Source organism: Streptomyces sp. NPDC004667, from assembly GCF_040609475.1.
Lineage (GTDB): Bacteria > Actinomycetota > Actinomycetes > Streptomycetales > Streptomycetaceae > Streptomyces.
The window spans coordinates 1-19,410 of record NZ_JBEXKC010000108.1 but is presented as its reverse complement, the minus strand read 5'-3'; the positions used below and the strand labels follow the sequence as shown (position 1 = coordinate 19,410).

Genomic DNA, 19,410 nt, shown 5'->3' with positions numbered 1-19,410 from the left:
GGGCGAAGCCGGCTCCGTACCGGTGGACCCGCTCGCGGCGCTCGCCGGGGCCGCCGGGTACGACGATCCAGAGCGCTGGTCGCCGCGCGGCGCCGGGGCGTCGGCGGCCGGGGCGGCGGCAGCGGCGGACCTGTCGCTCTTCATCACGAGGAACGTGATCACCGCGCCGGCGGCCGCGATGACGGCGGCACCGAGGAACGCGGCGCTGAAGCCGTCGGTGAGGGCGGGCAGGTCGCCCAGTTCACCGGCGCCCTGGGTGGTGGCGAGGGCGGTCAGGGCGGCGAGGCCGAGGGCGGAGCCCACGTTGTAGGTGGTGTTGACGATGCCGGAGGCCAGGCCGGCCTGCTCCTGCGGGGCGCCGGACATCGCGGCCATCATCGCCGGGATGTAGGCGAGCGCCATGCCGAGGGCGGCGACGAGCGAGGCGGGCAGGACGTCGACGAGGAAGGTGCCGGTCGGCTCGACCGCGGAGAGCCAGACCAGGCCGGCGGCGAGGACCAGCAGGCCGCCCGCGATCAGCGGCTTGGCGCCGAAGCGGCCCATGAGGCGGGCGGTGATCGCCGTCATGAAGATCATCAGCAGGATGGTCATGGGGAGCAGCGCCGCGCCGGAGGCGAAGGCGCCGTAGTCCAGGACCTGCTGGAGGTAGAGGTTGAGGAAGTACCACATCGGGATCCAGGCCGCGCCCAGCAGCGTCATCGCCAGGTTGGCGGAGCCGAGCCGCGGGATCCGCCACACGCCGAGCGGCATGAGGGGCTCGCGGACGGTCTTCTGGACCACGAAGAACAGGGCGAGCAGGACGACGGCGCCGATCAGTTCGAGCACGGTGGCGGTCGCGCCCCAGCCGACCTCGGGCGCCCGGACGACGGCGAAGACGGCGAGCGCGAGCCCGGCGGTGACGGCGACGGCGCCGAGGACGTCCACGGAACCGCGGCGGGCCTGGACGGCGGGCAGCAGCTTGGTGGCGGCGAGGGTCGCGAGGCCGATCGGCACGTAGATGATGAAGACCCAGGGCCAGCTCATCCACTCGGTGAACACGCCGCCGAGGAACACGCCCGCGGTACCGCCGGCGGGCGCGGCGGCGCCGTAGAGGGCCATCGCCTTGCCGAGTTCCTTCGGGTTGTGCCCGAAGAGCATCATCAGCAGGGTCATCGCGGACGGCGCGATCAGCGCACCGCCGACGCCCTGCACGGCCCGGCCGGCGATCTCGACGGCCGCGCTCTGCGCGGCGGCGGCCAGCACCGATCCGACGACCATGGTGACCCATCCGGCGGCGAAGACCCTGCGGGCGCCCAACAGGTCGGAGAGCCGGCCGCCGAGCAGGAGTAACCCGCCGAAGACGATCACATAGGCGTTGAAGACCCACTGGAGCTCGCCCTGCGAGAAGCCGAGGTCCTTCTGCATCTCGGGGAGCGCGACTCCGATGATGGACGTGTCCATGATCACCATGAACTGCGCGGTGGCAAGCACGCCAAGTGCCCACCAGCGCCGGGGATTGACGGTTGACATTGCCCTGACCCTCCTCTGCCATATACCCCTGGGGGGTACCTTCGCGTAGCAACGTAGCATACCCATGGGGGGTATGTAAGAGAGAGTTCCGGGCGGCCCCGGACAGCCCGCGGACCCCCGCCGGCCCGGCCGGCGGGGGTCCTGGGAGCGGGGGTCAGCGGGGGGCCGGGGCCAGGCCCGCCGGGCGGGTGGTGAACGTGCCGCGGCCCTGGGTGCGCCCGCGCAGGCGCGAGGCGTAGCCGAAGAGCTCGGCCAGCGGCACCGTCGCCGTGATCACCGCGGTGCCCGCCCCGGTGGTGGAGCCCGAGACCCGGCCGCGGCGGGCCGCGAGGTCGCCCAGCACTCCCCCGACGGCGTCGTCCGGCAGGGTCACCGTGACCTCCACGACGGGCTCCAGCAGTTCGAGCGTGCTCGCGCGCAGGGCCTCGCGCAGGGCGAAGCGGCCCGCCGCCCGGAACGCCATCTCCGAGGAGTCCTTGGAGTGGGTCGCCCCGTCCGTGAGGACCACCCGCAGCCCCGTCACCGGATGCCCGCCGAGCGGCCCCTCGGCCAGGGCGTCACGGCAGCCCGCCTCCACGGCGCGCGCGTACTCCTGGGGGACCCGGCCGCCGACGACCGTCGAACGGAACTCGAAGCCCGCCTCCTCCCACGGCTCGACGTCGATGACGACGTGCGCGAACTGGCCCGCGCCACCGTCCTGTTTGACGTGCCGGTGGACGAAACCGGTCACCCCGCCCACCACCGTCTCCCGGTACGAGACCTGCGGACGGCCGACCTCCACCTCCACCCCCCGGTCCCGGCGGATCTTCTCCACCGCGACCTCCAGATGGAGTTCGCCCATCCCCGACAGCACCGTCTGACCGGATTCCGCGTCCGTGCGCACGACCAGCGAGGGATCCTCCTCGACGAGCCGCGCCAGCGCGGACGCGAGCCGGCCGGTGTCGGTGCCGCGGCGCGCCTCGACCGCCACCGACACCACCGGTTCCGCCACCGAGGGCGGTTCCAGCAGCAGCGGCGCCCCGGGCGCGCACAGGGTCGTGCCCGCGCCGGCGGTCTTGAGCCCGATCACGGCGACGATGTCACCGGCGGTCGCCTCCTCCCGTTCCTCGTGCCGGTCGGCCTGCACCCGCAGGATCCGGCCGACGCGTTCGGTGCGGCCCGACGCCGGATCGCGCACCGGGTCGCCCTTGCGGAGGGTGCCCGCGTAGACCCGCAGGTAGGTGAGGCGTCCGGTCGCGGTCGCCGTCACCTTGAAGGCGAGCGCGGCGAACGGCGCCGCCGGGTCGCAGGCCCTCTCCAGCTCGGTGCCGTCCGGTGCCGTGCCGCGCACCGGTGGCATGTCGGACGGCGCGGGCAGGTAGTCCCGTACCGCGTCCAGCAGCGGCTCGATCCCGCGGTTGCGGTACGCCGAACCGCAGAGCACCACCACGGCCTCCCGCGCGAGGGTCAGCTCGCGCAGGGCCCGCGCCAGGGTCCCCTCGGTCAGCGCCGAGGCCGCGCAGAACTCCTCCAGGGCCACGGGGTGGAGTTCCGCGACCGCCTCCTCCAGGATCCGGCGGCGCCGCACGGCCTCCTCGCGCAGCGGTTCGGGGACCGGCTCGACGGTGTACGCGGTGTCGCCCGGGCGCCAGAGCAGCGCCCGCATGCGCAGCAGGTCGACGACGCCGGTGAAGGCGTCCTCACGCCCGACGGGCAGCTGGACGACCAGGGGCACGGCCCCCAGCCGGTCGCGGATCGAGGCGACGGCCGTGTCGAGGTCGGCGCCCGCCCGGTCCAGCTTGTTGACGAACGCGATCCGCGGGACGCCGTGCCGGTCGGCCTGCCGCCACACGGACTCGCTCTGCGGTTCGACGCCCGCGACGGCGTCGAACACCGCGACGGCCCCGTCCAGCACCCGCAGGGAACGCTCGACCTCGTCGGCGAAGTCGACGTGCCCGGGGGTGTCGATCAGGTTGACGCGGTGTCCGCCCCAGGCGCAGCTGACGGCCGCGGCGAAGATGGTGATGCCCCGGTCGCGTTCCTGGGCGTCGAAGTCGGTGACGGTCGTGCCCTCGTGGACCTCGCCCCGCTTGTGGATGGCGCCGGTCGCGAACAGGATCCGCTCGGTGAGGGTGGTCTTGCCCGCGTCGACGTGGGCGAGGATCCCCAGGTTGCGGACGGTGTCGAGGACGCTGGGGGTGTGGGTGTGGGGACGGACGGTGCGCATGGCCCGTGGCCTTTCGGATGCGTGAAGAGATCGTGCGGGGGCGGCGCGATTGCCCGGCGCGGGGGTCCACCGGCCCGCGGGTCCGCGCGCCGGTCCGGGCCGCGGCCCGGCGGCCCGGAAGGGCGCGGGGCGGGGCGGGACGGAGCGGGGCGGGGCGGGAGGAACGGGGACCGAAGACGCGTCAGGGGCGTACGGTGACGGCCGCGCAGCCGTTACCGCGCGCTGCGGGACACCAGGATCACGTCGTACCGGGACGGGGGAACGCAGACGGCGGTGCGGTGCGTGCGCATGGCCCGGTTCCCCTTCTCTTCACTCGGCAAGGCTGACGCGGCGCCCTGTCGGCGGCGCGTGGGGCGAGTCTAGGGGCGGCGCCGGGGGCGGGGCACGCGGTTTTCCGCCCGCGTGCCCGCCGCCGCCCGTCCGCACCCGGGTGGACCGACGTTACGTCAGGAGGCGTTCCCGCAGGCGGGAAACGGTGTCCGGGGTGATGCCGACGGGGCCGGTGAGGTAGGCGAGCGGGGAGCCGTAGCGGCCGGTGAGGTCGGCGAGGACCAGGGACATCACCGTCTCCGGTGCGCGCCCGTACGCGGGCCAGCGCATGGTGCGGCCCGGGTTGGCGGCGTGCCAGTCCGCGGTGAGGCGTTCGGTGGCCAGCTCGGTGAGGGCGAAGTCGGCCAGGACCTCCTCCTCGGGGACGTCCAGGAGGGTCAGGACGAGCGCGGCGATCAGGCCGGTGCGGTCCTTGCCGGAGGTGCAGTGGAAGACGGCGGGCCCGGGGCCGGTGGCGATCAGCTCGATGGTCCGCCGGATCTCCTCGACCCCGTCCTCGGCCACCTCCGCGAAGCGGTCGGCGAGGTAGCGCCAGGGGTCGAGGGCGGGGTCGATCTCGGCCTGGTCGTAGGGCCGGTGCTCGATGCTGAGGTTGGCGTACGTGAACCGCTCGGGCTGCGGTATCCGGCCCTTGGCCTCGATCTCCCACGGGTAGCGCAGGTCGATGACGGTACGGATGCCGAGGCCGAGGAAGCGGTCCCAGTCGGCGCCGTCGAGCTTGCCGAGGGAGTCGGCCCGGTAGAGGACGCCCCAGGCGAGGGTGCGGCCGTCGGCGGTGCGGTAGCCGCCGAGGTCGCGGAAGTTGTGCAGGCGCTCGAAGGGGAGGTGGCGGGGGCCGGGGGCGGGGTGCGGCAAGGGGAACTCCGTTGCGTGGCCGGTCGGTTGTCCGGCCAGCATGCCTCAGTTCCCGCCGGAATCGTCGGCTTCGGGGGCCGCGGCCCGGTGGGCGGGGCCCTCGACGGCCATGCGCCACCCCCCTTCCGCATGGGTCGCGGACCAGTGGGGCGGCAGTTCCGTGGGCTGGGCCAAGGTGACATCGGCGAAGGAGACCGACCCGTTGAAGGTGGCGACCCTGAGGTCGAGCACCTCGTCGAAGCGGGTGGCCTCGAAGGTCAACGGGCCCTCGAAGGTGGCTCCGTCGAGTGCGGTGCCCGACAGGAAGAAGGACTCCTCGAAGGCCGCCCGTCCGTGGAAGACCGTGCCGCCGAAGTCGGCGCCCCCACCCTCGACCTGTGTCAGGCTCCAGCGGAATTCTCCGGAGAAGGTGACGTGGTCGAACGAGACGCCCCCGTGGAAGCCGACGTCCTTGAAGGTGACCGGGCCCTCGAAGACGGCATGCGCGAAGATCGCCGGATCGCCGAAGTCACATGAGGAGAAGGTTGCTTCGTGCTCGAACACTCCGTGCGTGAAGGTGGTCGGCCCGTCGAACGCGGCGTTGGCGAAAACGGCGCGACCCCGCACTACCGCGTGTTCGAAGACGAGCCCGTGGAACTGTGTGCCGACGGCCGACAGCTCGCCCTCCCACACCGCGTGCACGAAGTGCACCCGCTGCGCGAAGACCGAGGCCCCCAGCTCCGCGCGGCCCTTGAACAGCATCCCGGTGAAGTCCGCTCCCTCGTGCGCGGACATACCGCCCAGCCCTGCGGGCCCTTCCGCGACCGCGTTCCGGAAGGCGACCTCTTGTTCCCAGACGACGGCGGTGAAATCCGCCTCCCGGACGAAGACCGTGGCCCCGAAGTCGGCCGTGTCCGAGAAGCGGCTCCCGGCGAAGCCGGCCCGCCCCTCGAACACCGCGCGACGGAAGGTGGTTTCCCCGTGGAAGCCGGTCCCCTCGAAGCGGGCTCCGCCCGCGAACACCGCACGGACGAAGTCCGCGTACCCCTCGAATTCGGCTCGCTCCGCCTCCCAGACGTCCTCGAAGAGCGCGCCGGTGAACGCGGCCGAGCCCAGCCGCACCCGTCCCGTGTCGCGGTCACGCACCACTTCCAGCAGCCGGTCGAGGAGACCGCCCGCGAACAGGGTGCCGCGGAAGTCGACCGACGAGCCGGGGCCCAGCGTGCGCAGGTAGGCGTTCAGGGCGGCGGGCGCGAGGTGGGCCAGGCAGTGGGAGTGGCCCGGGACGAGGATGCCCGCGCATCCGGACGGCCTCTCCGGCGAGGCGCCCAGACCACAGCGGGGCCAGCTGTCCGTCTCGCGCCGGGCGGTCTCGGCCTGCTCCATCAGATCGGCGAGTTGCGAGGGGTCTCCGTGGTACAGCCATCCCACTGCGCCGCGGGTGAGCGGTTCCAGGTCGCGCAGTGCCCTCAGGCCGAGTTGCTCGGCGAGATGCTCGTGCAGGTGCGGGGAGAGGGTGAGGAGGAACCCCTGGGATGACACCCCCCGCAGGTACGCGCGGACCCGGTCGTGCCCGAGCAGCTCCTCGGCGTCGTCGACCGGCCCGTCGGCGCCCCCGATGTCCAGGGCCAGGGCGAGGCGCGGGGCGTCCCCCCCGGTCCACGGCACACGCCCCAGGGCCCAGAAATAGAGCAGCCCGCCCAGCAGCCGCCCGGCCTGGACCAGGGCTCCGGGCGCGTCGACGATGACGCTCAGGGTCTCCTCGTGCTTCACGCCGCCGGAGAGCCGCCCGTTCACCCCGGTCTCGGCCATCAGCCCCGAGAGGAAATCGGCCAGCTGCCGACGTGGAGAGGCGCCTGACGGACGGATCCCCTCACCCACCCGCACCGTCAGGGTGACGCGGAGCCCCGAATCGTCCGGATCGACCGGCGGCCGGGTACCGCCCAGCGCCGCCCGGAACCCCTCCTCTTCCAGCAAGGTGGTACCGGCCAGGAACACCACGCGGTCGGGCAGGACGGTGTGCACGACCCCCACCAGCGCCCCGTTGGACGAGACGGGCCCACCCCGCAAGTGCGTCCACTCCTCCGGCTCGGCCGAGAGCCGGACGAGCTCGCCGTTGCGGGCTCCGCCGTCGGCGGCCACCTCTCCCCTCAGCGCCACGGGCACGCCCTGGTCGGTGACTCCCTCGACGAGGGCCGCGCCCGGGCCTCCCGTCCAGTCCTGCCGGGGCAAGGTCTCCGGGTCCGCGAGGTCCTCCTCGCTCTCCAGCAGCAGGACCCGCGGGCGCGCGTCGTCCCACCACACCGGCCGGCAGGCGACCTCCCGGCCACCTGCCCGGACCCAGGCCAAGGCCTCCCCCGGCCTGGGCACCTCCCCGGCGGTGAGTACCGTCCGGGGGCCGAGGAGGGTGCCGACCTCGCGGGGTTCCGGGGACGGTTCGAAGCGGACGCGGACCACCCGGTGGGCCAGGCCCGGTTCCGTGCGGGGGCGTTCCGCGAAGGGCAGGGCCGCGTCGGGGACGCGGCGGCGGCCCTCGGTGCCGTCGGTGACGCGGGTCGCGGAGAAGTCGGGGCCGGTGCCGCGGTGGCGGGAGAGGTACTCCCAGACCCGCAGGCGCACGAGTTCGCGTACGGCGGCCACGTCCCCGCGCAGCTGGGAGCCGAGGAGGACGTCCCGTACGCCCGGCAGGAACTCGAACTCGGTCTCGTCCGCCGGGTGCTCGGCGTCCCAGGGCGCGAAGAGACCGCCCAGGGCCACCTCCGCCAGGTGCCCGTGCTCGGAGCCGACCGGCAGGGAGCGCCGGACGAGGGTCATCACCGGGAGGGTGAGCGGTACGGCGGCGAGGTGCGCGGCGAGTTGCTGGGCGGTCGGGGACGCGGCGGCCCGGAAGCGTTCCACGGCCTCCAGGGGAGTGAGGCCGGCGGCCGGGGCGGCGGCGGGCGGCGGTTCGGAGTCCAGGCGCAGGCAGGCCAGGCGGCGCCAGCGCCCGTCCCCGGACACCACCCGCACGAGCCGGGCCAGGCTCCCGGAGGCGATCCCGACGACGGGGACGACGGGTCCGCCGCCGCGGGCCCTGCGGGCGGCCGGGATCCGCTGCCAGGAGCGGGTGGCGGCGGCGGGGCGGTCGCAGCGGACGGCGAAGGGGACGGGCCGTACGGCGCCGCGGTTCCACAGCCGTTCGGGCAGCACGTTGAGCACGGCCACGGCGTTGTGGGTGCTCCAGTGCCGCAGGACCGCGCGCAGCGGGGCCTGGCGCCAGCCGTCCGCGACGGTGTCGGAGACGACGAGGATGAGCCGTCGGCCGGCCGGGTCGACGAGTTCGAGGGGGTTGCGGGGCGGTCCGCCCCGGCTCCGGCCGAGCACGGGGGTGCCGCCCGCTCCGGTGCCGCCGAGCTGCCAGGTGCGGACGTCTCGGAACACCCCGCTGCGGGTGAGGACCGCGCGCAGTTCCGCCACCAGGTCGGACCACAGCAGCATCGAGTGGTGGGTGTCGACGACGAGGGCCAGGTCCAGCCAGCGGCTCTCGGCGGGGCGCAGTACGGGGGTGGGGACCATGGACTCGATGCTGCGTTCGACGGTGAGCTGTTCGTCGAGTTCCTCGCCGGGGCCGCCGATGGAGCGCCGTCCGACGGGCCGCAGGGAACGCATCAGCGCGAGCGGGTCGTCGAGGGAGGCGGTGCGCGGCAGCCGCAGGGGTACGCCGCGCCGTCCGCCCGTCCCGGGCACCGGCCCGTGCGCCGGGGGTGCGGTGTCGGCCGGGGCCGCGGGAGCGGTCGCGGGGTAGAGCCGGACGGCCCCGGCGTCCGCCGCTCCCGTGGGGCCGGGTGCGGGGGCCGGGGCCCCCGGGGGCGGCGGCGGGTCGGGTACCGGACCGGCCCCGGCGGCCGGGCCGTCCTGCGGGCGGGGCGGTGGGGCGGCGGCGTCGACCCGGGCCGCCAGCCACAGGATGTCGGCGATCTCCTCCGCCCCGACGGTGGTGCGCGGCGCCGCGCCGTCCCCGGCGCCTTCGCCGAAGGCGGCGAGGAGCCTCTCGATCACGCGGTGGGCCCGGTCAGGTGCTGCATCACGGTGGCCAGGAAGCGGTCCTGGTCGCCGGGTGCCGACCAGGCTCCGGCCAGGCGCAGCTGGATGGCGTTGAGGAGCTGGTCGGTGGCGAGGTCGCCGTCCTCGGCGCGCTCCAGGAAGCTGCGGACGAGGTCCTGGTACGGGGCCGACTCCTCGGAGTCGAGGTCGATGCCGAGCCGGCCTCGCACGATGCGGGCGAGCTTGCGCGGTCCGGGCGCGTCGAGGTGCAGGCGTACGCAGCGGCGCAGGAACGCGGGCGGGAAGTCCCGTTCCCCGTTGCTGGTGAGGACCACGACGGGGAAGTAGCCGCACTGGACGCGGCCCTGGGTGACGGCCACGGTGGCGTCCGGGTCGTCGTCCGTGCCGATGGCGACGGTGGGTTCCTCCTTGGCGAGCCGGGCCAGTTCGGGGATGACGAACCCGCCGTCCTCGAAGACGGTGAGGAGGTCGCCGGGCAGGTCGATGTCGCTCTTGTCGATCTCGTCGACGAGCAGCACGCGGGGTGTGCGCTGCGGCAGGAGGGCGGTGCCCAGGGGGCCGAGGCGCAGGTAGCGGGCGATGGAGGGGGTGGCGGGGGGCCGGGGTGCGGTCGGCGCGCCGGGGACGCGCACCTGGTCCAGTCCGGCCTCCTGGAGGCGGCCGATGGCGTCGTAGAGGTAGAGGCCGTCGCGCAGCACGGTGCGGCTGGTGATCGGCCAGTGCAGTACGGGGCCCAGGGCGAGGTCGGCGGCGATGCTGTAGGCGAGGGTGGACTTGCCGACGCCGGGCTTGCCGGTGATGAGCAGGGGCCGGCGCAGGTGGAGGGCGGTGTTGACCACGTCCTTCTCGGGCTCGTCGGGGACGTAGCCCTCGCCTCGGCGCCGGGTGCGCTCCCAGGCCCCGCCCGCGCACCCCGGCGGCCGGTAGTCCTCGTCGGGGACGCCGGGGAAGTCCCGCCAGGGCGGCGGCTTTCCGGTCTCCAGCCGGGCGCGGCGGTCCTCGGCGTCGCCCGCGCCCTGGTACAGCCACCAGTCCTTCGCCACTGCCTGTGCCTCCATCGTCGGTGTCGAGCGGTTCGGGGTCGGGTCGGGGTCGGGGTCGGGTCTCGTCAGGACAGGGGGCGGAGGTCGATGACGTCCTCCGGATCGTCCCACAACAGCACCAACCGGTCTGCCCCCTCCGCCTGTTGGCCGGTGGCCGCCCGGCGCGCCTCCCGTACCCGGGCGGGCAGGGCGAACACGGCGGGGGCGCCCGGCCCGGCCTCCGGGGCGAGCAGGGCGGGCAGTCCCGGCACGGTGGGCGGTCCAGACGGGGCGGGTGACGGCGGCACGGTTGGCGGTCCCGGCGGGGCGGGTGACGGCGCGGCGGGTGCTCCCCCGCCGCGCCGCCAGACCGCGACGGGGACGCCGCCTTCGAGCAGGGCCTCCAGCAGGGCCGGCGTACGCCCCGCCGAGGTGTGCCCGAGGACGCAGGCGGGCGCCGGGTGGGCGCCCAGCCGCAGGCCGAGGGCGTCGGTGACCTCGGCGTCCTCCACCACCCGTACCGTGTCGGGGTGCCGGCCGTCCTGGGCGCACAGCCAGCGCCACGTGCTGCGCCATTCGGTCCGGGTGGTGTCCTCGCGCTCCTGGGGGCAGCGCACGGACACCTCGTAGAGGGTGCCGAGGGGGCGGGTGCGGGCGGCGGGTCCGCGCGGGACGGGCCACCGGTCGAACTCCGTCTCCAGCAGCTCGAACGGCACCTGGAACTCGATCCGTTCGACGCGCCGGTACGGCTGCCCGCCCCGGGCGCCGCCATCCGTCCCCGAGTCGGCTCCGAGCAGGGCCAGTTGGCGTACGAGGGCGGCGCGTACGGTGTCGAGCCCGACCGGTGCGGCCTCCGACTCCCAGACGAGCCGGTCCTGTTCGCCGCGCAGCCACATGCGGGCCCGCAGGCCGTCCGCTCCGTCGTCCGGGGGCTCCAGCCTGACGTGCAGGGCCGTCCCCCGGGTGGCGGGGGCGGGCGGCGGGCGCAGGGCGGGCAGGGCGAGGCGCTCCCGGGCGGCCCGTACCCAGGCGGCGAGCCGGGCCGCCCAGACCGGGTCGCCCGCACCCGCGCCGGGGCGGCCGTCTCCGCCTTCGCGGCGGGCCCGGTCGGCGAGGTAGTGCACGAAGGGCACCGCGAGGGGCAGGCCCGCCGGACCGCCCTGGCGCTGGTCGAGGTCCCAGACCACGTCGAGGAGGGTGTCGGCGGGGAGCCCGCCGTGCACCGGGGTGGTGCAGCCCGCGGCGCGGAAGGCCCACGCGTAGGCCTCGTAGGCGCAGCGCGGCAGCTCCCGGCCCTCGAAGAGTTCGCCGAGCCCGTCCCAGCCGGTCTGGTCGAGGCGCGTGGTGCGGGGCAGGACGGGCCCGGGCGGGTCGTCGTCGAGGAACGAGCTCGCGTCCCAGTCCCGGTCGACGATGAACTGCGGCAGCTGCCAGCCCTCGCCGCGGCCGCGCAGTTCCCCGAAGCCGCGGTGGACGGCGCGGGCGGCGTGCGGGAGGCCGGTGACGCCGTCGCGCACGGACCGGTCGCCGAGTTCGGCGAGCAGCGCCTCGGTGAAACGGCCCGCCCCGCGCTCGGCGTCGTTCTGCGCGGCCTCGCCCTCCCGGGAGGCGTAGAGGCGGAACTGGCGGCGCCCCGGGACGGTGGCGCCGCCGCCGTAGTCGGCGCTGCCGAAGTTCCAGCGGGTGTCGCGGGGCGCGTCGACCCGGCAGGCGTCCACCAGTGCGGCCTGGAGCGGGAACCGGCGGTGTTTGACGAGGTCGGTCTGCCACCAGCGCAGCGCGGAGTCGAGGTTGAGGTGGCGGATGCGACCGGGGCGGGCGTCGGCGCAGGGCAGCATCAGCTGCCGGTGGCCGTCGAGGTAGCCGTGCCCGGCCCAGAAGATCCACAGCAGGTCGCCGTCGCACTGCGGGAGTTCGTCGAGCAGCACGGTCTTCGCGTTCTCCTCGGTCGCGGGCCGGTACGTGTCCCTGAGCTCGGCCAGGCCGGGCGGGCCGGACCAGTCGAGCCGGTCGGGGTCGTCGAGCGGGGACAGCAGCAGCCGGACGTTGGCGGCGGGCACCTCGCCGGGCCCGGTCAGCCAGCGGGCGAAGCGCAGGGCGTCGCGGGCGGGGCCGCGGAGGTTCCAGCGGTGGCTGACCTCGTACGTCTCCACCCCGGCGACGAGCGCGAAGGTGCGGCGGGGGCCGAGGGTGGACGGCAGGAGGCCGTCGTGGACGGGGCCCGGGTCCCGGGGGTCGGGGTGCGTCACCCGATCCCCGCCTCGTTCACCGCCTGTTCGATGCGCTCGTAGAGGGACCGCTGTTTCCAGTAGGCGCTGTGGCTGGCCGGGAAGGGCTGGCGGCTGCTGACCTCGTGGTCGGTGACCCGCGGATCGCCGGGGAAGACGGGCGCGGCGAGGTAGGAGAGCACGTCCTGGCGGTCGTAGACGTTGAGCCAGCGCGGGAAGCCGTACGGGAGCGCGCTGCCGGGCGGGAGGGCCGTGAGCGCGCCGAGTTCGTGCAGGTACGGGGCCTGCGAGCCGACGGTGACCAGCAGTTCGGCGCCTGGTACGGGCCCGCCCGTGGCCGCCTCCAGGGCGAGCAGGTCCACCAGGGCGATCCCGCCGAGGCTGTGCCCGATCAGCACGGTCGGGCCCGGCACGGCAATGATCCGCTCGTGCAGGAAGGAGCGCAGGCCCGCGCCCCGGGCCTGGTAGCGCAGGATGTCGCCGAGGGCGGGGGTGGCGCCGACGGTGAGGGCTCCGCGCCGGGCGTTGAGGAGCGGCTGCGTGGTGACCCGCATCGCGAGGCGCCCGAGGACGGCGGCGGCGCGGGCGCCGGGCACGCGGGCGTCGCCCCCGAGGCGGGCGGTGAGCAGTTCGACGAGACGGTCCCGCTCGGCGGCGGTGCAGTCGGCGTCGGCTCCGGCCGCGGCCGAGGCGAGGGCCGCGGCGGTGACGGCCCGCGCGAGGGCGGCGGCCAGTTCCCGGGCCTCCGGCTCGGCCGTGGCCCGTTCCCCGGCGCGGGCCGCCTCCTCGGACCGGGCGACCGTCTCCAGCGCCGCGCGGAACCCGGGGGCGAGGCCGGTGCCGCGCAGGAGGGACGCCAGCTCGTCGGCGCCGGCCGCCCCGGGAGCCGCCGGACCGTCCGGGCCGACGGGGGCTCCCGCACCCGGATGCTCGGGACTCCCCGCGCGCCGACCCGGCGCGTCCGTGGGGTCCGACAGGTCCAGGCGGTCCAGGCGGTCCAGGCGCTCCGGGCGGTCCTGGCGCTCCAAACGCAGTAGGCGCTCCAGCTGCTCCAGGACGCGAACGCCGGCGGCCCGGACGCCGGGCATCGCGAAGGGGTCGTCGTCGTCCTCCGGGCCGCCGGTCGCGTCCGCCGCGCGGGCGGTGTCCCAGCCCGCCTCCGCCAGGACGCGCAGCTCGCACAGCGGGTCGGCCAGCAGCAGGCCCCACTCGGCCACCTCGGCGGCGTAGGCGTCCTCGGCGTCCTCGGCCCCGTCGCGCCCCGTGCGCAGTCCCGGCACGGAGCGGCCGCCCGCGCCCAGGGACGCCCCGAAGCGTTCGCCCCAGAAACAGGATTCGACGGCCGTGCCGGGGAAGCGGGCCGTCAGCCCCTCCCGGACCAGCGCGAAGAGCGCGTCGTGCCGCTCCCGCCGCACCCCCGTCCCGTGCACGAACAGAAATCGCATCGCCACGCCCGCCCCCTCGTCCGCTCTCCCCCGCCCGCACGATAGCGCCGGGCGGGCAAGAGGGCCCGGGGAACGCGGAGTTCGGCACGGCCGCCTCAGTGGACGGCCTCGACGGCGGGCGAGGCCTGGGCCGGGTAGTAGCGGCGGCAGCCGCGCAGCATGCCCTCGGCGGACAGGGTGAACACGTCCACGAACTCGCACTGCTGCGGGGCCAGTCGGCCCATCGCGATCACACAGTCGCCCTCGGCGACGATCCGGGTGATGTGGTGGCGCCGGGCGCCCGCGCTCCCGGAACGCTCCAGGTCGGCGCCCAGGGGGGTGCCGGCGTGCAGGAGCGAGCCGTACCCGTCGAGGTCTCCGGTGTCGAGGTAGTGGTAGGCCAGGCGCACGTGGTCCACCCCGGAGTCGGTGACGACCCGGCTGGGCGTCAGCCGCCCGGCGTACCGACTGTTCATGGATGGTCCCTTCGTACGGCCGCACCCCCTTCGGGTGCCGACGTCCCCACGGTCCTGCGGAGCCGCAACTCGCGGCTATCCCGGGCCTATCGCGTTCACCACCACGCAATCTCCACACCATGGACAACCGGAGAGGTGTTCGGGAAGACTGACCCCGCGCTCCACCCGATCTCTGGTGTGCCTCCAGCTGGGAGACTCATGACCGTTTCGCCCGGCGGGGTTCCGCACACCCCGGACACGGTGGTGTTCCGCATCCTCGGACCCTTACAGGTGACCGGCCTGAGCGGGCCGGTGCGGATTCCCCCGGGGCGGCAGGAGGTCATTCTCGCCGCCCTGCTCCTGGAGGCGAACCGGGTCGTCAGCACGGACTACCTGGTCGATCTCATCTGGGACGACGAGCCGCCGGACACCGCACGCACCCAGGTGCAGATCTGCGTGTCGCGGCTGCGCAAGCTCTTCACGACGGCCGGGATCGCCGCCGCGATCACCACGCGGCCGCCGGGGTACGTCCTCAAGACGGAGGGCGAACTAGTCGACGCCGCCGTCTTCGCCCGCCGGCTCGCGGACGCCCGCGCGCTGGCGAAGCGCGGGGATGCGCCGGAGGCGGTGGAAATGCTGCGTGCCGCCGGTGAGTTGTGGCAGGGCGACTGCCTGAGCGGGGTGTCGAGCGAGACGCTGCGCAGCAAGGCGCTGCAGCTGGACGAGGAACGGCTGACGGCCGCCGAGACGCGGATCGAGCTGGAACTCGACCTCGGCCGCCACCACCAGCTGGTCGGCGAGATCCAGCTGCTGGTACGGGTCCACCCGCTGCGGGAACGGCTGCGCGGGCAGCTGATGCTGGCGCTGTACCGCTCCGGGCGGCAGGCGGAGGCGCTGGAGAGCTACCGGGTGGGCCGCGAGCTGCTGGTGGAGGAGCTCGGCCTGGAGCCGGGGGGTGAGCTGCGCGGGCTGGAACGGGCGATCCTCTCGGGGGACGTCCCACCGATCCGCCCGGCGAGACCGGGCGGCGTGTTCGGGGCCGCTGCCGCGGGGCCCGGCGGGGCGTACGGCGCCGCTGCCGCGGGACCCGGCGGGGCGTACGGCGGCGGAGCCACAGGGACCGGCGGAGCATACGGCGGCGGAGCCACGGGACCCGGCAGAACGCACGACGGCGGAGCCGCGGGGCCTGGCGGGGCGCACGACGCCGGAACCACAGGGACCGGCGGAGCATACGGCGGCGGAGCCACGGGACCCGGCAGAACGTACAGCGGCGGAGCCACGGAGCCCGGCGGAGCGCACGGCGGCGAAGCCACGGGACCCGGCGGAGCGTACGGCGGCGGAGCCACGGGACCCGGCGGGGCGCACGGCGGCGAAGCCACAGGGCCCGGCAGAGCGCACGGCGGCGAAGCCACGGAGCCCGGTGGGGCGTACGGCGGCGAAGCCACAGGGCCCGGCAGAGCGCACGGCGCCGAAGCCACGGGACCCGGCAGAGCGTACAGCGGCGAAGCCACGGAGCCCGGCGGGGCGTACGGCGGCGAAGCCACAGGGCCCGGCGGAGCGTACGGCGGCGGCGCCACAGGGCCCGGCAGAGCGCACGGCGCCGAAGCCGCGGGCACCGGCATCGGCGGTGCGAGACCGGGCACGCCTCGGGACGCGCATGGTGCCCCGGGGGCCCCGTTCGCCTCATCGGGCCTGCCCGCCTCGCACGGCCCGGACAGCCCGGCCGACCCTCGCGGCTCCCTGCACCCCCGGGCCCCGTACGGCCCCGGCGCCCCGGGAGACCCGCTGGGCACGGCGACCCCGCAGGCCCTGTACGGCCAGGGAGCCCCGGGCGGCCGGCTCGGGTCCGGGGACCGGTACGCCGCCGGCCCGCAGGCCCCGTACGGCCAGGGAGCCTCAGGCCCCCCGCTCGGCATCCCCGCCCCACGGGCCCCGCAGGACCACGGCGCCCCGCTCGGCTCCACCGGCGCTCAGGCCCCACACGATCGGCGGGCGCCCTCTGCGCAGGGCCCCGCCGGCATCACCCCGCCGGGTCACGGCTCCCTCCTGGCCACACCGTTCGGCGGCGGCACCGCCGGCGGGGCTCCGGGCGGCCCGTTCGACGGGTTCCCGCTGGGGAGCCCCGGCGCGCCGGAGCGGTCCCCGGGACCGGGGGCCTCCCCCGCGTGGGCCGCGGCCCCCGCGAGCGGGTACCCGGCCGTCGACGGGACCCCTTCGTGGAGCGCCGGGCCCGCCGGTGGGTACGGCGCCGGCGCCGGGACTCCCGTCGCCGGCCCGGAGGGCACCGGCCCCGCGGGGCACCCCGTCACGTCCACGGCCGTGGCCCCGTACCGCGAGGAGACGCCACGCCAACTCCCGGCCGATACCTCGGACTTCGTGGGCGACGAGGAGCGGATCCGCCGCGTAGAGCAGGCCCTCCTCGGCGACGGCGAGAGCGGCGGCGGCCGGCGCGCCGTCGGCGTGGCCGTGATCGTCGGCAAGCCCGGCACCGGAAAGTCCACGCTGGCCACCCACATCGCGCACCGGCTCAGCGAAACCGCCTTCCCTGACGGCCAGTTGTACTGCGACCTGCGTGGCACCGGCACCCCCGCCACCTCCGGCGAGGTGCTGGGCCGGTTCCTGCGCGCACTCGGCATTCCGGGCCCGGTGCTCCCCGAGTCCCAGGACGAGCGGGCCGAGATGTACCGCACGCTCCTCGCCTCCCGCCGCGTGCTGGTGGTGCTGGACGACGCCGCGTCGGAGAGCCAGATCCGGCCGCTGCTGCCCGGCAGCAACACGTGCGCGGTGCTGGTCACCAGCCGGGTCCGGCTCACCGGCCTGCCCGGCGCGCACCGCGTCGAGCTGGACGTGATGGGGACCGACCACGCCGTGGAACTGCTGGTCCGGGTGATCGGCCCGGAACGCGTCGCACGCGAGCCGGTGGCGGTCGAGGCGCTGATCCGGACCGTGGGCGGGCTGCCGCTCGCGCTGCGGATCGTCGCTGCCCGGCTGGCCGCCCGTCCGCACTGGACGCTGGCGTCGATGGTGCACCGGCTCGCGAACGAACGGCACCGCCTCGACGAGCTGACGCACGGCGAGATGACGATGCGGGCCAGCCTCTCCCTCACGCACGACGGTCTGGCCGCCGAGGACCGCCGGCTGCTGCGCCTGCTGAGCCTGGCCCAGGGGCAGACGCTGCCGGGCTGGCTGGCGGGCGCGCTGCTGGACGATCCTCGGCCCTTCGCCTCGGACCTGCTGGAGCCGCTGGTCGACGTACAGATGCTGGACGTGGTCGGGATGGAGTCCACGGGCGGGTTCCGCTACCGCTTCCACGAGATCATCCGGGTGTTCGCGCGGGAGCAGCTGGCGGCGCACCACGAGGCGGCCGACCAGCACGCGGCGACGGCACGGATGCTGGGCGGCTGGATGTCCCTGGCGGAGCAGGCCCACCGGCGCATCTACGGAGGGGACTTCACGGTGCTGCACGGCTCCGCGCCGCGCTGGGAACCCCCGGCGGAATGCGTGGACGAGCTGCTGGTGGATCCGCTGGGCTGGCTGGACAGCGAGCACGCGAACCTGGTGCAGGCGGTGGAGCACGCGGCCCGGGAGCAGATGGACGAGCTGTGCTGGGACCTGGCGACGACCCTGGCCACCCTGTTCGAGGGGCGCGGCTACCTCGACGACTGGGAGCGTACGCACCTGCTCGCGCTGGACTCGGTGCGCGCGGCGGGCAACACCCGTGGAACGGCGGCGCTGTTGAGCTCGCTCGGGGTGCTCCACCTCGGGCGCAGCCAGAGCGAGGAGTCCCGGTCCGCGCTGACGACGGCGCTCGGGCTGTTCCAGGAGCTGGAGGACCGGCAGGGGCAGGCGCTGTGCCACCGGGACCTGGCGCTGCTGGAGCGGATGCGGGGCAACGAGGACAACGCCCTCTCGCTGTACGACCGGGCGCTGCGGGATTTCGACCAGGCCGGGGACGTGGTGGGGCGGGCCATCGTGCTGACGCAGAGCGCGCACATCTGGATGCGGCGGGGGCAGAGTTCGGCGGCCCAGACCCGGCTGGACGAGGCGCTCGGGATCTACCGGTCGGTGGGGTACACGGGTGGGCAGGCCCGGACGCTGCGCCGGGCGGGGCAGCTGCTCCAGGGTCAGGGGGAGCACGAGCGGGCGGTGACCACGTACACGGAGGTCCTGGAACTGTGCCGGGAGAGCGGTGACGTGATCGGCGAGGGGCACCTGCTGCGGGACCTGGGGCACGCGCACGCCGAGATGGGGCGGTGCGAGGCGGCCCGCGGGTTCTACGCGCAGGCCCTGTCGGTACGGGAGCAGATCATGGACCACGGTGGAGCGGCGCTGGTGCGCCTGGACCTGGCGCGGCTGCTGACCGCGAACGGCGGCGCCGGAGAGCGTTCGCGGTCCAGGGAGTTGCTGGAGAGCGCGGTACGGGCGTTCCGCGACCGGGGGATGGAGCGGGAGCTGGCCGAGGCCGAAAGGCTGCTGGCCGCTCCGTGAGGGGCCGAGGGGGCCGAGGGGGCCGAGGGGGCCGGCGGGGCTGAGGGGGCCGGCGGGGCTGAGGGGGCCGGCGGGGCTAACAGGGCCACCGGGGCTGACAGGGCTGACAGGGTGGATCCCCGGCCCTGGCCCCGGCCCCGCGGGGTCCGGGTCAGTCCCACGGGTTGGTGTTGCTGGAGCCGCTCGGCGCGGGGGTGGCCTGCGGGGCGGGGACACCGGCGGTGGTACCGGTGGTGGCCGGGCCGTCGGCCTGGGCGACCTGGGTGCCGAGGGCGGCGGCTCCGGCGATGGCGGCGGTGACGAGGGCGGCGCGCAGGGCGTGGGAGAGGTTCATCTCGGGTCCTTTCGTCGGTGCGCTCCGGGTTTCCGGGGCGCTTCCTGCTTTCTGGACCCCAACTTAGGAACGGCCGGAATCCCGGCACCGGCCCCGCCCCTATCCCCGCGCTATCACGGGCCGCCATGGCGGCCCTATATTCCCGCTCGCCGTGATAGCGGCGTCCGGAGCCGGGACGGATCAGCCGGTGATGCCCCCGGGATAGCGCGCTGCCGACGATGGGGACCAGGAACCGGGCCGTCACCCCAGGCCCCGTCGTTCCCCCACACCGTCACCGGGAGCGCCTCTATGAACGCCCATGTGAACACGGACTCGACCTCCCGGGTGGGAGCCTTGATACGGGCCCACCGGCTGCGTATCGGGCTCACCCAGCGGGAGCTGGCGGACCTTTCGACGATCAGCGTGCGGGCCATCCGCGATCTGGAGCAGGGCAAGGCGAGACGGCCCCGCCCCGACACGGTGCGGCTGATGGCGGACGCGCTGCGGCTGGGCCCGCGGGCCCGGGCGGCGCTGGAGGCCGCCGCCCAGCAGGGCCG

At 75.4% G+C, this 19,410-nt stretch carries 11 protein-coding genes; 2 read left to right on the top strand and 9 right to left on the bottom strand.

All coding sequences use genetic code 11. The features are described from left to right. The 8 genes from ABZW32_RS35020 to ABZW32_RS34985 form a co-directional block, all read right to left on the bottom strand. Positions 1-1,509 (bottom strand): MFS transporter (locus ABZW32_RS35020; RefSeq protein ID WP_356224153.1); only part of this gene is annotated, 1,509 nt, incomplete at its 3' end. A gap of 154 nt (positions 1,510-1,663) precedes the next feature. Next, the gene (gene fusA, locus ABZW32_RS35015) at positions 1,664-3,715 is read right to left on the bottom strand and encodes an elongation factor G (protein WP_356224151.1); all 2,052 of its coding nucleotides are present in this window, start codon (positions 3,713-3,715) and stop codon (positions 1,664-1,666) included. A gap of 441 nt (positions 3,716-4,156) precedes the next feature. Continuing rightward, positions 4,157-4,900, bottom strand: a complete 744-nt coding sequence (locus ABZW32_RS35010; protein ID WP_356224149.1) for a tyrosine-protein phosphatase — start codon at positions 4,898-4,900, stop codon at positions 4,157-4,159. A 45-nt stretch (positions 4,901-4,945) separates the two neighbouring features. After that, positions 4,946-8,917: an SAV_2336 N-terminal domain-related protein gene (locus tag ABZW32_RS35005; RefSeq protein ID WP_356224146.1), complete on the bottom strand. Its 3,972-nt coding sequence runs from the start codon at positions 8,915-8,917 to the stop codon at positions 4,946-4,948. Next, positions 8,914-9,981 carry a MoxR family ATPase gene (locus ABZW32_RS35000; RefSeq protein WP_356224143.1) on the bottom strand — a complete coding sequence of 356 codons (1,068 nt, stop codon included), beginning with the start codon at positions 9,979-9,981 and terminating at the stop codon, positions 8,914-8,916. The genes ABZW32_RS35005 and ABZW32_RS35000 overlap by 4 nt, the downstream gene beginning before the upstream one ends. Before the next feature lie 50 nt (positions 9,982-10,031). Next, positions 10,032-12,194, bottom strand: coding sequence for a hypothetical protein (locus ABZW32_RS34995; RefSeq protein ID WP_356224140.1), 2,163 nt, complete (start codon positions 12,192-12,194; stop codon positions 10,032-10,034). After that, positions 12,191-13,624 carry a hypothetical protein gene (locus ABZW32_RS34990; protein ID WP_356224137.1) on the bottom strand — a complete coding sequence of 478 codons (1,434 nt, stop codon included), beginning with the start codon at positions 13,622-13,624 and terminating at the stop codon, positions 12,191-12,193. Before ABZW32_RS34990 ends, ABZW32_RS34995 begins: the two co-directional genes overlap by 4 nt. 89 nt (positions 13,625-13,713) lie before the next feature. Continuing rightward, positions 13,714-14,073, bottom strand: coding sequence for a nuclear transport factor 2 family protein (locus tag ABZW32_RS34985; protein WP_356224135.1), 360 nt, complete (start codon positions 14,071-14,073; stop codon positions 13,714-13,716). Positions 14,074-14,271: 198 nt separating this feature from the next. Between ABZW32_RS34985 and ABZW32_RS34980 the strand changes: the two genes are divergently transcribed. Then, entirely contained in the window at positions 14,272-18,540 is a 4,269-nt protein-coding gene (locus ABZW32_RS34980; RefSeq protein ID WP_356224132.1) for a BTAD domain-containing putative transcriptional regulator, read from the top strand. 151 nt (positions 18,541-18,691) lie between these two features. On the opposite strand, the gene ABZW32_RS34975 is transcribed toward ABZW32_RS34980, so the two are convergent. Beyond that, positions 18,692-18,874 (bottom strand): hypothetical protein, encoded by a 183-nt coding sequence (locus ABZW32_RS34975; RefSeq protein WP_356224130.1) that lies wholly within the window; start codon positions 18,872-18,874, stop codon positions 18,692-18,694. Positions 18,875-19,162: 288 nt separating this feature from the next. Between ABZW32_RS34975 and ABZW32_RS34970 the strand changes: the two genes are divergently transcribed. Continuing rightward, positions 19,163-19,410, top strand: a 248-nt coding sequence (locus tag ABZW32_RS34970; RefSeq protein ID WP_356224127.1) for a helix-turn-helix transcriptional regulator, incomplete at its 3' end; no start/stop codon positions are given.